This is a genomic window from Myxococcus sp. MxC21-1 (assembly GCF_032612255.1).
In the GTDB taxonomy this organism is placed as follows: Bacteria; Myxococcota; Myxococcia; order Myxococcales; family Myxococcaceae; genus Myxococcus; species Myxococcus virescens.
Genome location: NZ_CP123278.1, coordinates 551,597 through 565,426 on the forward strand (window position 1 = coordinate 551,597; position 13,830 = coordinate 565,426).

Sequence of the window (13,830 nt, forward strand, 5' to 3'; positions counted from 1 at the left end):
AGCCGCGCCCTCCCGGGGCCGGGGGCCGCCGGTTAGCACTTCTCCATGACGAATCGGGCGGCGTGGACGCGCCGTGAGGCCCTGGCCCTCGCGGGGCTGGGACTGGCCGGTGCCGCGCTGCCCCTGGGCTGCAGACACGCAATGGACGCGACGAGGAAGGATGACATGGAGCGCAAGGACGTGAAGGACGTGGTGGTGGTGGGTGGTGGCCCAGGCGGTTTGAGCGCGGCGCTGGCGCTGGGGCGTGGCCGCAAGAAGGTCCTGGTGTGCGACGCGGGGACGCCTCGGAACGCGGCAGCAGAGGAGGTGCACACCTACCTCACGCGGGATGGCATCCCGCCCCGAGAGTTCCGGCGTGTCGCCTGGGAGCAGATGCGCCCCTATGACGTGGAGCTGCGCGAGGCGCGGGTGCTGAACGTCGAGCGCGCGGGGACGGTGTTCCGCGTGGCGCTCGAAGGGGGCGGCGTGGTGGAGGCTCGCCGGGTGCTGCTGGCCACGGGGATGGTGGACGTGATGCGCGAGCTGCCCGGTTACGGCGACTTGTGGGGCAAGGCCATCTTCCAGTGCCCGTTCTGCCATGGTTGGGAAATCCAGGACCGGGCCTGGGGCGTGCTGGCCACGAACGAGGTGTCGCTCGACTTCGCCGTGATGTTGACGGGGTGGACCCGCGACCTGGTGGTGTTCGCCATGGACGGTTTCGAGGTGCCCGCCGACAAGCGTGCGCTGCTGGAGAAGGCGGGGGTTCGGCTCGAGACGCGGCGTATTCGCGGCCTCATCGCGGAAGGGGAGAAGCTGGATGCGGTGGAGCTGGAGGACGGTACCCGGGTGCCCCGGGAGATTCTCTTCGACCGTCCACCCCAGCGGCAGTCGTCGCTCGTGCAGCGGCTGGGGCTCGAGCTGAACGAGGAGGGCTTCGTGAAGCTGAAGGGCCCGGGCGAGACGTCGGTGCCGGGCATCTACGCGGCGGGGGACCTCGGCACCCGGGCGCAGGCGGCCATTGTGGCCGCGTCCGCGGGGATGATGGCGGCGGGCATGTTGAACCATGACCTGAACCTGGAACGGGCGGGCGCCGCGCATGGACCTGCTCAGGGTTGAGCCCGGCGGCTTCGCTCGCTACGAAGGGGCGATGCCGTCCGAGCCACAACCGCCGTCCTGGGGGCCCGATTCGTCGTCGCGCCTGGACTTCGAAAAAGGGCGGCTGCCGATATGGGCGGGGCGCCTTCAGGTCCACCCTCGGGGCGGGCGCGCCACCGCCGTGCACGCCTACGCCGTGGTGATGCTGGTGACGCGAGGCGAGTCGAAGATGCGGCACGCGGGGGACCTGGTGGTCCGGGCGGGAGACGTCCACCTGATTCCGCCCGGAGATGCGCACGGCGCCGGCGCTTCGAACGCGGAAGGGTGGGGCGTGGCCTTCCATCCGGATGCCTTGGGCGAGGACGGTGGGGCCGCGAACCGCCTGGGGCCGTTGCTGCGGGTGCGCAAGGGCTGTCACCCCGTGCTGCGGCCCACGCTGCCGCAGCGCCGGAGGCTGGCGCGGTGGATGCGCCTGCTGTCGGAGGAGGTGGCCCGGAACGAGCCAGGGGCGAGGAAGCCGCGCGCTCGCTGCTGCGGCTGGTCCTCATCGAGCTGGAGCGCATGACGGCCCAGACGGGTACGAGTGAGCCGCCGTCCCTGGGGCTGAGCCGCAAGGCGCTCACGTACATCGAGACGCACTGTCTGGAGCCGTTGTCGCTCGCGCAGGTGGCGAAGGCGCTGGGGCGCTCCTCCGCGCATGTCGCGGGCGTGGTGCGGCAGGAGACGGGCCGCACGGTGGGCGAGTGGATTCTGGAGTGCCGGATGGCGGAGGCGCGCCGCCGGCTGCGTGGCACGGACGAGCGCGTGGACATCATCGCGGAGCGAGTGGGCTACGCGGACGTGACGCACTTCATCCGCCAGTTCCGCCGCGTCCACGGGGTGACGCCGGCCGCGTGGCGGCGCAAGGCGACGGCCGGGGCTCCATGAGCCGTCCCCTCCGAAAGTCACGGAGGGGGATGCCGAGATGTGCGGGGGTGAAGTAAGGGTTCTCTCTGGGCCCGGAGCCGAGGGAGAGCCATGAAGAAGGCGCTGGTCATCGTCGTTGGCGCAGCCGTGCTGCTGCTCGTGTTCATGTTCGTCGCCGGTGAGCAGCCGCCGGGGCAGCCGGAAGCCAGCGGTGGTGGACGCCAGTTGGACCTGTCGGGCTTCGACCCGGCCCGAGTTTCCGGGCTGGAGCTCTCGGGCGTCCGCCGCGCCACGCTGCAGCGGGACGGCAGTGGGTGGACGGTCGCGGACCCGGGCTCGCCGGAGAGCCGCTTCCTGGCGGACGAGGCGATGGTGAAGGGCGCGCTGGAGTCCCTGACCCGGGTGGCCGGGGCGAAGTTCGTCACCGGCGAGGCCGACCGGCTGAACGAGTTCTGGCTGGATGACGCGCGCGGGCTGAAGGTCCGCATCCTCCAGGAGGGCCGCCCTCCGTTGGAGCTGGTGCTCGGGAAGGATGGGGCGTCGAACGGTGGAACCTACGTGCGCAAGGCGTCCAACGCGGACGTCTTCGAGCACCCCTCGTTGTTGGGCTGGTTGTGGCGTCGGCGCGTCATGGACTGGCGTGACGCGCGGCTGGTGCGGGGGGCGCCCGGGGACATCACGCAGTTGGTGTTTCGAGTCGGGGACGAAGCGCCGGTGACGGTGACGTCGAATGGCGCGCCCGGCGGCTGGCGGCTCGCGGAGGGGACGCAGGTGCCGGAGGGCTTCCGGTTCAGCGCGCACGTGGTCGAACAGGTCGTGCGGGACTTGTTGGAGGTCGAGGCGCAGGACGTGCTCTCGGGGGAGGCCGCCACGGAGGCGAAGGCCGTGCTCGCCCAGGCGCATGACACGGTGGAGGTGCGCCTCAAGAATGGGAAGACGGTGGTGTTGCGGCTGAGCCGTGCGTCGGAGTCCCAGGACACCGTCTTCGTCCAGTTGGAGGGAGATGCGCGAGTATATGAGGTGTCCGCGGTGGCGGCATCGCAGGTTCGCAAGCGGCTGGTGGACTTCCGCGACCTGCTCCTGCTGCGGTTCGCGTTGGAGAAGGTGAACCAGGTGCGCATCCAGGCGGGTGACACGACGGTGGTGGTGGCGAAGGAAGCGCAGGGCTGGGTGCTGCGTGAGCCGCAGTCGCCGCCGGAGTCCTTCCGGTTCGACGCGTCACAGGTGGAGGCGCATCTCCTCTGGCTTCAGCGGCTCGAGGCCTCGCGCCTTCTCGATGCGGCGGTGCAGGACGCGCAGGCGGGCCTGTCTCCGCCCGTGGCCTTCGTGGAGGTGCGCGAAGAGGGCGGCGCCGTGCAGACGCTGTGGCTCGGGAATGCGGTGCCGGACGCACCGGCGGGCTACCCGGAGGTGTACGCCCGAGGCTCGCGCGACGGCTTCACGTATGCCGTGGAGGACAGGGCTCGCGCTTGGTTGTCGCGTGGCCTCGCGCTCTTCAGTGGGCCGTAGCATCTGCACGAGCGAGCTAGCGCTCGCTCAGAATCCGCCCGTGCCCATCGATGGCATACGTCGCGCCCGCGTCCATGATGGGCGCGTCGAGCTCGATTCCGCATCGGGAAAGCCTGGGCAGGAAGCTGACGAAGTAGAGCTGGTCGTCGTGCTTCAATACCGTCACGTCGTAGGTGCTTCGCTGTGACAGGCACCGTGCCAGTTCCTCGGTGCGGGCCTCTGCCTTGGCATCCGGGGGCAGGAAGTCGTTCATCGCGACTTCGAGTGCTGCCAACGCTGGACCGTCCAGGTGCGTTCCCTGATCCATCGAGTCAGGGAATGTCACGTTCGCTGCCTCCTCCGGCGATGCCCGCTCGGCTTTGGGGAGCTTGTAGTAGCCAGACAGGGCGCAGCCGTGCTGCAGGTTTGAGCAGGTAATGAGTGCGACCAGCGGAAGCATTTTCATGACGAGGTTCCCATCCTTCGGCGTTCCAGCCCATGCTCTCGAATTTCTCGCCACGGAGTGGGAAGCGAGCTGGCATCGGCAGCAGTCGAACTGGAGGCTACGTAGATGAAACCAGTCGGCTTCATCATCCTCATGAGCTTCATGAGTGGATGCATGTACCTGCGGTCCAAGACGCCAGTTGCGCCGCCCGAGGTCTCCGCCGGTATCCAGTTCCCGGAGTGGACAAAGGAAGCCTCGACCACCGTGGATGGCACTCAGTTGAAGGCGCTCCAGCTCGCGATGGAGGACTTCCTGCCTCCCGGAACGAAGCCCCCCAAGAACGCGGATGCCATGACGCAGTGTCTCTATCGCATCGAGACGTATGACGCCTGGCTCCAGCGGGGCGAGAAGATGACCTTCGTTCACTTCACGCCCAGGGAGCAGGAGCGCTGTGGCCTGCGGCCGGAAGTCATGGACCCTGGCGCGAGCTATGCCATCAGCGATGACGGCGTCATCTTGAAGCGAGACTGAGCTGGGCGCGGCCTACGCCGCCCGCTCGGACGTCCGTGCCTGCCACGCGGCGACAAAGTCCGCGAGCCCGTTCAGCTGCCGGTCATTCAGCGTGGACTGCCACCGCGCCTGCCGCAGCTCGCGGTACGCGGCCGGCGCCTCCCAGCCGCGCGCCACCATCACCGCCAGCCCCACCAGCGGGCCCCGGCCCACGCCGTGCTCGCAGTGCGTATACAGCGTGCCGCCCTGCTTCAGCCGGGGCAGGGCCCATTCCACGCCCCGCATCAGCTGCTCCACCGACGGCGGATAGCGGTCCGTCACGGGCAGGTTCAGCAGTTCGATGCCCAGCGCCTTCAACGCCTCCGCGTCGTCACAGCGCTCACCCCGCACGTCAATCACCGCGGTGATGCCGCGCGCCTTCAGCTCCGCGTACCGCGAGCGAGGCACCGCGCCACCCACGTACAGCCAGTCATTCACCTGAGACACGTTCAGCCCGCGCCCCGGCAGCTTCGTGGTCCACTCCACGCAGCGCGCCACTGAGCGCAGCACCTGCTTGCGCACCCAGCCGCGCACACCCGGCACGTGGTGCACTTCCCGCAGCAAAGCAAAACTCACAGGTCGCCCTCGAGCGTTACTTCCATCAGCCCCGTCACCGGTGCCTTGCCCTCACGCTCCAGCACCGCCCGGTGCAGGTACGTCACCGGCGAGCCCACCACCGAGCGCACCAGCCCGCCCAGCACCGCGCCCAGATCCTCCACTGGCGCGCTGCGCTGCATCAGCGAAGTGGAGCGCAGCACCATGGCAGAGGCGCCATCCGCGAACAGCTCCACCGTCCACGAGCTCCGCTCCTTCACGCCTTCCCGCGCGAGCGTGAAGTGCTCCAGCAAGCGGGCCTTGGCGCCTTCCTCCCACGCGTACACGGGGCCGTATTCACCGTCCTGCCCCTCACGCGCCAGCAGCACCAGCTTCTCGCCGCCGAGCAGCGCCCGGAAGCGCACCCACCGCTTCGCGAGCTTCGCTGGCGCAATGGTGGAGCGCGTGTGGTCCGCGTACCCGCCACCCGTGTAGACGACGTCCTCGCCCTTGGGCCGCTTCACCGTCGCCTTCAACGCGCTGAAGGCCAGCGTCACCTCGTGGTGGTAGCGGTCCTTGCCCACCTCCACCTCGGTGCCTTCCTGGCCCTGGGGCGTCATGGGCGCGGCGTACTCCAGCAGCACCCGCCCGCCATCCAGCGGGACTTCCACGCGCGTGGCCCCATCCGCGGAACGGGCCGAGCACGGCCCCATCTTCAGCGTCGAGCTCTCCGCGTCATAGCGCCAGTCACGCGTCTTGACCTTCGTCTGCGCCGACCAGGCCTTCTGCCCCGGCGTCAGCACCGTGGTCCGGCACAGTCCGGTGCGCGAGCCGGGACCGATGTTCGTCACCGTCAGCTGCACGAAGATGAAGGTGCCGCCGTCCAGGTCGCCGATGAAGGTGAAGTTCTCCCCGTAGTTGTCACTGGGGGACAGCTTCGGCTCCAGCACCGCGCCCGCCGCCGCCACCGAGGGCAGCACGAGCGCGGTGGCCACAGCCAGGCCCTTCAGCGCCTGGAGGCGCCCTTCAGGCCGCATGGGGGCGCTGCTCCATGAGCGCGTCCTCGGAAGCCGCCGCGTCGTTGTTGAAGACGTAGTCCCGCTGCAGCGGCAGGTTCCACGCGAAGTACACCACGCCGCGCACCAGCCACCACCCCAGCGCATAGGCCAGCTGCGGGTGCAGCGTCAGCAGCGCCACGCCGCCCGCGTTGAGCAGCGCGCTGGTTCCACTCACCACCGAGTAGCGCGCCAGCTGCCGCGCCACCGGGCCATTGCTCTTGAAGGTGAGCACCCGGTTGATGGAGTAGTTCACCACCGCGCCCAGGCCGCAGCCCAGCACCGTGGCCCAGGCGGGCAGCATGCCCGCCCACTCCACCAGCGCCAGCACCAGCGCGAAGTCCACCGCCGTGGCCACCGCGCCCGCCAGGGCGTTGAGCCCGATGATGGCCTTGCCGGAGCGCGCCTCTTGACGCTTGGGCGCCAGCGCCTTCACCAGGTTGCGGAAGCGGGAGAGCGCCGTGACGTTGCTCATGACGGCCACGAAGACGAGCCCCACCACCGCGAGCCAGTGCATGGGGTGCTTCTCCTCGGGCCAGAAGACGGCCTCCAGGATGGGCGACAGCGCCGTGCCCGCGCCCATGAAGAGCACCCGCTCCAGCCGCTGCATGGCGCCGTCGCGCACGTTGACGCCCAGGCCTTCGCCCTTGGCGCGCACGTAGGGCACCAGCGAGGAGCCGAGCAGCGCCATCAGCGCGGGCAGCAGCACCCAGGTGTCCCGGTAGTACCAGGCCAGACCCATGAGCATCGCCGAGTCCACGTACCGGTCCAGCACCGAATCCAGCGCCGCGCCCGCGGGTTGGCCTCCTTGCGCGTGCGGGCGATGCGCCCGTCCATCACGTCCAGGATGCCCGCGAACAGGAAGAGCCACCCGCCCAGCGCGAAGCGGCCCGCCGCCACCGCCACGCCGGAAGAGATGCCCAGCAGGCCCGACAGCATGGACAGCGCGTTGGCCGGCAGACCGGAACGCAGAATCACCGCCCACAGCGGCTGGATGACCCAGAAGAAGTAGTGCCGCAGGAAGAAGCCCACCAGCCCGTTGCTGCCGCGCTTGAGCGTCTCCTCGTCGCGGGGAATGCCCTTGAAGGCGCAGCGGATACAGAAGAGGAGCAACCCGCCGATGAAGTACGTGCAGGCGACGATGGCCGGTGCCAGCGCCGTCCAGATGCGGGCGGACGGAGACAGGTTTCCGGTCAACCACGCCATCAGGTTCTCAAGCACGGGTGTCTCCTCTTGTAGTCAACGACACGGCCCACGGTGCGGTGGCCGCCCAACGGGCGTAGACGCCTTCGACCGCCAGGAATGCAACCGCCGCCACGCCCAGGCCCGCGAGCACGTCCAGGATGTAGTGGTGCGTCAGGTATACGGCGGAGAAGGCGACGAGCAACGCGAACAGCCCGGTGGAGATGCGCCACGCCCAGCCGCGCGACCACACGAACAGCATCACCAGGAAGGGGTACGCCGCGTGCAGTGAGGGCATGGCCCCGAACACGTTGGTGCTGCGCGAGTAGAAGCTCGCGAAATAACTGATGCCCAGCAGCTCGTCGAAACGGGCGGTCCCCGCGGGGTTGGGGGGCGCGGCCAGGTCGGCCGGTCCCGGGCCGTACTGGAGCACGTACCAGGGCGGCGCGGCGGGGTAGAGCACGTAGATGACGACGCCAATGGCGTTCGCCGCCAGGAAGCCCCAGCACAGCCTTTCGAAGAGCGAGTCCTTCTTCACGAAGAAGAAGATGGCCAGGATGAAGACCTCGTACAGGTACGCCGCGTAGGCGAAGCCGCACAGCAGGTCCAAGGCCGGGGTGAAGCGCGTGGCCCACCATTCGGGCCAGTGGGTGCCGCCGGGCGCCGGGAACCACTGGCGCTCCAGCTCCCACAGGTCGCCCGTGTGGATGGGGCCCCGCAGGAACAGCCAGAGCCCCTGGCTGTCCAGCAGCATCCCGGTCAGCCAAAGCGCGAGCCCACCGCGGAGGAAGCGCTGAAGGCGGGGGCCCGACCAGGCCACCCCCAGAATCAGCGCGTCCGCCGCGACGTGGTCCCACCGCAGCCGGCCGGTGGCGTACACCAGCGTCAAGTGGCTCAACCCCAGGACGGTGGAGAGCCACGTGAGCGCGGTGACCTTATTTGGAGAGCGGGAGGTCATCTCCGTAATAGTCGAGCCCGAGGTGGGTGATGGGGTCCTCGCCCGCGACGACGCGCAGCGTGTTCTTCAGCTTGGTGAGCTGGATGAAGAGGTCGTGCTCCACCGGCAGACCCGGCTGCGCCATGGGGGTCTTGAAGTAGAAGGACATCCACTCCTGGATGCCGCGCCACTCCAGCCGCTTGGCCAGGTCCAGGAACAGCGCGATGTCCAGCACCAGCGGGGCGGCCAGGATGGAGTCGCGGCAGAGGAAGTTGACCTTGATCTGCATCGGATAGCCGAGCCATCCGGTGATGTCGATGTTGTCCCAACCCTCCTTCGCGTCGCCGCGGGGCGGGTAGTAGTGGATGGACACCTTGTGCGCGTACTTCTTGTACAGCTCCGGGTACAGGTCGGGCTGCAGGATGGTGTCCAGCACGCTCGACTTGGTGACTTCCTTGGCCTTGAAGGCCGCGGGGTCGTCCAGCACCTCGCCGTCGCGGTTGCCCAGGATGTTGGTGGAGAACCAGCCATCCAGACCCAGCATGCGGGCCTTGAGCGCGGGCGCGATGACCGTCTTCATCATCGTCTGGCCGCTCTTGAGGTCGCGGCCGGCGACGGCCACCGACTCCTGCCTGGCCAACTCCTGGAGCGCCGGCGTGTCCACGCTGGCGTTGGGCGTGGCGTTCGCGAAGGGCACGCCCTCCTTGATGGCCGCGTAGGTGTACAGCGCGGTGGGGTTGATGTCCGGGCTGTTCTCGTCCAGCGCCTTCTCGAAGGCGGCCAGCGTCTTGAAGGACTCGGGCAGCGGACGGAAGGTCTCCACGCTGCTGCACACCACCATCACGGCGCGCGTCGCGTTGAGCTCCTTCTTGAAGTCGCGGATGTCCTGGCGCAGCGCTTCGATGCTCTCGCGGTGCGTCTTGGTGGCCTTGATGTGGTTGGCCTCGATGCGGCGCACGAACTCAGGGTCATGCACGCCCTGCTTCGGCTTGATGCTCTGGAGGAACGGCTTCACCTCCTCCAGGTGCTTGTCGCTGAGCACGCCCGAGCGCACGGCCACTTCGTACGCGTCCTCACGGATGATGTCCCAGGCGCCGAAGGCAACGTCCTTCAGCTCCGCCAGAGGAACCAGCTCGTTGAGCTTCACGGTGCGCCCGTCGGTCCGCTTCCCCAGGCGGGCGGTGCCCATCTGCGTGAGCGATCCAATGGGGTGACCCTTGCCCTTGCGCGCCAGCTCGACACCCGCCATCAGCGTGGTGGACACAGCGCCCAGACCCGGAATCAAGACCGCGAGCTTGCCGTCCGGCTTCGCGACCGACCTCTTGTTTTCCATCGTGATGTTCCTTCGTTAGACGTATTCGAGTCGGCCGTATGCGGGTCGGTACGATACCGGTCGTGCATGCGGAAAATCTCGAAAGCGGATGGTTGATACTCTAAAGCGTTCGGCACTTCAACGTCATGAGCGTGGCGGCTCTTACCACCCGAGGGCGCCGCACTCATGGATCAGGCCAGCCCGAGGTACAAGGCGAGGCGATCGACGCTGTCAGAGAAACACCAGGTCGTCAGAAGGACGACATCCACGGCACACTCCTCGGACAGGTTCGCCATGGGTTGATGGCGACCCACCCTGCTTGAAGGATGAAGAAGGTGTCAGTGGGACAGGGGGAGGCGGAGCCGTCGCGAGGCGCCGTCCTACCTTGATGACGGGTCCATTCCGGTGGGCCCGTCCGGCTCAGTGGGGCAGCGGGGCGCTGTCGTCCAGGTCGAGCTTCTGGTGGTCGCCAGGTGCGTAGGGCTGTCCGGTGAAGGCGGCCTTCACCATGCCGGTGAGCTGGACCATGCGGCTGCTGGGCGTGTCCCAATACTCGGCCTTCTCCACGCGGACGCAGAGCAGGGCGAGCTCGGGGTCGTCCAGGCCGTCGGGGAACCAGGCCTTGAGGGTGGGGTTCCACAGCGCGCGGGCCTTCTCCTTGTCGAGCACCAGCCGGCAACGGCCGCTCACGGAGACGTAGCGGTCCCGGGTCGGGTCCGAGTACGCGAGGTTGACGTGGTGGTCGTGCGTCACCTCGTCGACCTTGGGGGAATGCTCGCGGGTGAAGAACCAGAGCTCTCCGTCGAAGTCTCGCGCGTGCGTCCACATGGGGCGGCTGCGCAGGCTGCCATCCGCTTCCACGGTGGTCATCATCGCGACCTTGATGTCCTTGATGAGGTCATCGAAGTGCTCGGTGACGTCTTGGGTGTCCTTTTTCTTCCTGGCCATCGCTGCCTCCCTTGGGAGCACAAGGTAGGCAGCGTGGAGGTCGGCGGGCACATGGCGGTGGGTTGGCCGCCGCCAGGGCAGGCGGGCCTGTGGTAGGTGGCCGGGCAGGAAAGCGAGGGTTCGGATGCTGAAGACGGCGTGGAACGAGTGGAGCCTCAAGGCGCTGCAGCTGGAGACGGCGGTGCTGGCGCTGGAGGAGATTGACCTGCCCGAGGAGATGCACGCGCTCCAAGAGGCGGCGGAGGAGAAGCTGCTGGCGCTGGCGCGCGCGTGGAAGGCCCGTCAGCCGCAGCGCGAGCCGCGCACGTGGGAGCGCCAGACGCTGCCCGACGGCATGCCTCGCGACGCCGAGCTCAAGGACCTGGTGGAGGGCTTCAAGGAGGACGGCAAGTCGTGGACGCTGCTTCGCGCCACCAGCGACATCAAGGAAGTGGTGGAGACGGTGGTGTCGGAAGGCCGCGCCTGCATGGCCGCGGGCGGCGAGTACTACCTGGGCCAGTGGGACGCGAAGGAGTCCGTACTGGAGGTGGGCCGCGACGACGAAGCGGACGAGCCCGGCACGGGCCTGGTGCTGGAGCCCACGGGCGAGCTCCAGTACACGCCGGATCCGGAGCTGTAGCCGCCGCTCAGCCCTCCAGCTCCTTCACGATGCGGGCGCGGAGCTTCTCGTCGGGCATCCGGCCGAAGCCCGCGCGCACGTTGTCGGCGGCGTGCGAGGGTTTGCGGGTGGCCGGCAGGGGGCAGTGCACCGCTGGGTGCCCCAGGATGAACTTGAGGAACACCTGGGCCCAGCTGGTGCAGTCGATGTCCGCGGCCCAGCCGGGCAGGGGACGGCCGCGCACGCGCTCGAAGAGGGTGCCGCTGGAGAAGGGCTGCATGACGAGCACCGCCACGCCGTGCGCGGCGGCGGCGGGCAGCAGGCGTTTCTCCGCGTCGCGCTCCAGCACTGAGTAGGGGAGCTGGACGAAGTCCGGCTTCTCCTCGCGGATGATGCGCTCCAGGTCATCGAAGGCGCTGCGGGCGTAGTGCGTGATGCCGAGGTAGCGGATGGCGCCGCGGGCCTTCCAGTCCCGCAGGACGGGCAGGTGCGTGCGCCAGTCCACGAGGTTGTGAATCTGCATCAGGTCCATGCGGCCCTGGCCCATGCGCCGGATGGACTCACGCATCTGCGCGATTCCTTCGTTCTTGGCGGTGGTCCACACCTTGGTGGCGAGGAAGGGCGTCTTCGTCGCGTCGAGCTTCCGCAGCAGCTCGCCCACCACGGATTCCGCGCGGCCGTACATGGGCGAGGAGTCGATGAGGCGCGCGCCCGAGTCGAGGAAGGTGCGGAGCACTTCGGCCAGGGGCGCTCGCTCGCCCGGTGCGGCGTCGAACGTCTGCCAGGTGCCGAGGCCGATGACGGGCAGCGCTTCTCCCGTGCTGGGAATGGGGCGTGTGAGCATGGCATCTCCTCGGCCGCGCGATGGCGCGGCGGTTTTCTCCGGGGCTTCACGGTGGACGGGCCCGGTGCGGCCTTCTTCGCGGGCTGTGAGGCGGCGACGCCGGGCAGGAGCAGGCCACCCAGGGTCGCGGTGAGCACGTCGCGGCGGGACGGGGCACGGGAGGACATGGCGGCCGATGTTAGCGGCTGCGCTGAAGTGGACAGGTGACAGTTCCGCGCGGTGCCGGTGTTCTCTTGCACGAGCGGGGCGACGACGCCTCCCGATGATTTTTCCTGGCCCGGGTGCCCGCGCGATGCGGGCCGGGCCGCATTCAAAACAGTCCAGGAAGGTCCAGGCGATGAATCGCAAGGTCTCGGTGTGCGCGGGGATGATGGCGGCGGTGGTGGCGTTCTCGGCCTCCGCCGAGGAGACGGCGGGCGGGCCGTCCTCGAGCGCCGCGAGCGGAGCGGCGTCTGTCGATTGGCCGGGCGTGGCGCGCGAGCTGTCCGCCCCGCCGCTGGTGGCCGCGGCGGAGCAACCGGTGAGCCACACCTTGGCCGCCGGGGCGCCCTCGGGGGACGCGTCAGCGTCCGGCGCTGTGAGCCCTGAGGCACCGTCGAATGGCGCGTCCACCATGCCCGTCGTGCCTGACGGTGCCAATGCGCCTTCGGCAGGCGCGCCCGAGGCGAAGGCGGAGGCCGACGCGAACGAAGTGCACATTCCGTTCAGCCTCACCCTGGTGCCGGGGCTGAGCACGTCGGGTTTCCACACCGGCAACGTGGTCAACAACGTGTCCATCGGCCTGGTGGCGACGCATGCGAAGCGGGTGGACGGCCTGGCGATGTCGCTGGCAGGCAACTGGGTGGGGGAGGGGGCTGAGCGGCGCGCAGCTCGCGGTGGGCGCCAACCTGGCCCGGGGGCCGGTGACGGGCGCCCAGTTCTCCGTGGGCGCCAACGTGGCCGGCGCGGACCTGCTGGGCCTCCAGTCCACGGTGGGGGTCAACGTGGTGCGCGGGAACGCGGAAGGCGCGCAGCTCGCGGTGGGTGGCAACATCGCGCCGGGCGAGGTGAATGGCACGCAGGTGGCCGTGGCCGTCAACGTCGCGGGGAAGGGCCTGCTGGGCGCGCAGCTCGGCGTGGGCGCCAACGTGTCGGGCGGCCCGGTGCGCGGGCTCCAGGCTGCGGTGGGCGCCAACATCGCGACGGAGCGGGTTCACGGGCTCCAGGCCGCCGCGGGCCTCAACGTGGCGGGGCAGATGACGGGGCTCCAGATGTCCTCGGGTGTCAGCTACGTGCGGAATCTCTCCGGCGCCCAGCTCTCCATCATCAACGTGGGCGGCGAGGTGGATGGCGCGCAGGTGGGCATCGTCAACATCGCGAACAACGTGGCGGGCGCGCAGGTGGGCATCCTCAACGTGGCCCGCGAGTTGGACGGCGAGGCGGTGGGCATCCTCAGCTTCGTCGGTGGCGGTCAGGCGCATGTGCAGGTGTGGGCCAGTGACGTGGCGCTCACCAACGTGGGCGTGAAGCTGGGCGGCCGTCACATCTACTCACTGTTCACGGTGGGCTACAGCCCCTCCATCGACGAGGACCGCCGCCGTTATGTCATGGGCGCGGGCCTGGGCGGCCACATCCCCGCGGGCCGCTTCTTCTTCGACATCGACGCGGTGAGCAGCACCGTCCACACGAAGCGGCTCTTCGACGACTCGAAGCATGTCCTGGCGCAGCTCCGGTTGACGGCGGGCTGGCAGGTGGCGCGGCACTTCGCGGTGTTCGGTGGCGTCAGCGCCAACACGCTCGTCACCTGGGATGACAGCGACCCGTGGAAGGAGCTGGGCATCGGGCCGCAGTGGCGCCACGTCGCGGACGAGGGCCGCACCACCGTGCGCATGTGGCCGGGCCTGCTCGCGGGGGTGCAGATTTGAGGAGCCCCTCCCATCTTCCTCCCGGGTGCGCTGCGCTGGAGCGCGCGGCGCCAG

General features: G+C 69.1%; 12 protein-coding genes and 2 pseudogenes. 6 read left to right on the plus strand and 8 right to left on the minus strand.

The window, feature by feature from the left end:
- The first annotated feature begins 45 nt into the window (after positions 1–45).
- The 3 genes and pseudogenes from QEG98_RS02655 to QEG98_RS02665 all read left to right on the plus strand — a co-directional run bounded on the left by QEG98_RS02655 (position 46) and on the right by QEG98_RS02665 (position 3,489).
- Positions 46–1,095, plus strand: coding sequence for an NAD(P)/FAD-dependent oxidoreductase (locus QEG98_RS02655; protein ID WP_316565625.1), 1,050 nt, complete (start codon positions 46–48; stop codon positions 1,093–1,095).
- Positions 1,076–2,001, plus strand: a pseudogene (locus QEG98_RS02660) (helix-turn-helix domain-containing protein). The gene QEG98_RS02655 and the pseudogene QEG98_RS02660 overlap by 20 nt, the downstream one beginning before the upstream one ends.
- A gap of 90 nt (positions 2,002–2,091) precedes the next feature.
- Positions 2,092–3,489, plus strand: a complete 1,398-nt coding sequence (locus QEG98_RS02665; RefSeq protein WP_316565626.1) for a DUF4340 domain-containing protein — start codon at positions 2,092–2,094, stop codon at positions 3,487–3,489.
- Positions 3,490–3,505: 16 nt separating this feature from the next.
- On the opposite strand, the gene QEG98_RS02670 is transcribed toward QEG98_RS02665, so the two are convergent.
- Entirely contained in the window at positions 3,506–3,934 is a 429-nt protein-coding gene (locus QEG98_RS02670) for a hypothetical protein (protein ID WP_316565627.1), read from the minus strand.
- A 105-nt stretch (positions 3,935–4,039) separates the two neighbouring features.
- Between QEG98_RS02670 and QEG98_RS02675 the strand changes: the two genes are divergently transcribed.
- Positions 4,040–4,444 (plus strand): hypothetical protein, encoded by a 405-nt coding sequence (locus QEG98_RS02675; protein ID WP_316565628.1) that lies wholly within the window; start codon positions 4,040–4,042, stop codon positions 4,442–4,444.
- 12 nt (positions 4,445–4,456) lie between these two features.
- On the opposite strand, the gene QEG98_RS02680 is transcribed toward QEG98_RS02675, so the two are convergent.
- From QEG98_RS02680 to QEG98_RS02705, 6 genes and pseudogenes are all read right to left on the minus strand, one after another.
- Positions 4,457–5,038: a dual specificity protein phosphatase gene (locus QEG98_RS02680; RefSeq protein ID WP_316565629.1), complete on the minus strand. Its 582-nt coding sequence runs from the start codon at positions 5,036–5,038 to the stop codon at positions 4,457–4,459.
- Positions 5,035–6,033: a hypothetical protein gene (locus QEG98_RS02685; protein ID WP_316565630.1), complete on the minus strand. Its 999-nt coding sequence runs from the start codon at positions 6,031–6,033 to the stop codon at positions 5,035–5,037. The genes QEG98_RS02680 and QEG98_RS02685 overlap by 4 nt, the downstream gene beginning before the upstream one ends.
- A pseudogene (locus QEG98_RS02690) lies at positions 6,023–7,272 on the minus strand (GtrA family protein). Before QEG98_RS02690 ends, QEG98_RS02685 begins: the two are co-directional and overlap by 11 nt.
- Positions 7,265–8,191: a phosphatase PAP2 family protein gene (locus QEG98_RS02695; RefSeq protein ID WP_316565631.1), complete on the minus strand. Its 927-nt coding sequence runs from the start codon at positions 8,189–8,191 to the stop codon at positions 7,265–7,267. The pseudogene QEG98_RS02690 and the gene QEG98_RS02695 overlap by 8 nt, the downstream one beginning before the upstream one ends.
- Positions 8,169–9,503: an inositol-3-phosphate synthase gene (locus QEG98_RS02700; protein ID WP_316565632.1), complete on the minus strand. Its 1,335-nt coding sequence runs from the start codon at positions 9,501–9,503 to the stop codon at positions 8,169–8,171. Before QEG98_RS02700 ends, QEG98_RS02695 begins: the two co-directional genes overlap by 23 nt.
- 399 nt (positions 9,504–9,902) lie before the next feature.
- Positions 9,903–10,430 carry a pyridoxamine 5'-phosphate oxidase family protein gene (locus tag QEG98_RS02705; protein ID WP_011550586.1) on the minus strand — a complete coding sequence of 176 codons (528 nt, stop codon included), beginning with the start codon at positions 10,428–10,430 and terminating at the stop codon, positions 9,903–9,905.
- A 124-nt stretch (positions 10,431–10,554) separates the two neighbouring features.
- Here QEG98_RS02705 and QEG98_RS02710 point away from each other — a divergent pair, with 124 nt between their 5' ends.
- On the plus strand, positions 10,555–11,049 hold the full coding sequence (locus tag QEG98_RS02710) for a hypothetical protein (RefSeq protein ID WP_316565633.1): 495 nt from the start codon (positions 10,555–10,557) through the stop codon (positions 11,047–11,049).
- 7 nt (positions 11,050–11,056) lie between these two features.
- On the opposite strand, the gene QEG98_RS02715 is transcribed toward QEG98_RS02710, so the two are convergent.
- Positions 11,057–11,872, minus strand: a complete 816-nt coding sequence (locus QEG98_RS02715; protein ID WP_316565634.1) for an aldo/keto reductase — start codon at positions 11,870–11,872, stop codon at positions 11,057–11,059.
- A gap of 794 nt (positions 11,873–12,666) precedes the next feature.
- Here QEG98_RS02715 and QEG98_RS02720 point away from each other — a divergent pair.
- Positions 12,667–13,776, plus strand: a complete 1,110-nt coding sequence (locus QEG98_RS02720; RefSeq protein WP_316565635.1) for an LA_2272 family surface repeat-containing protein — start codon at positions 12,667–12,669, stop codon at positions 13,774–13,776.
- Positions 13,777–13,830: the final 54 nt, after the last annotated feature.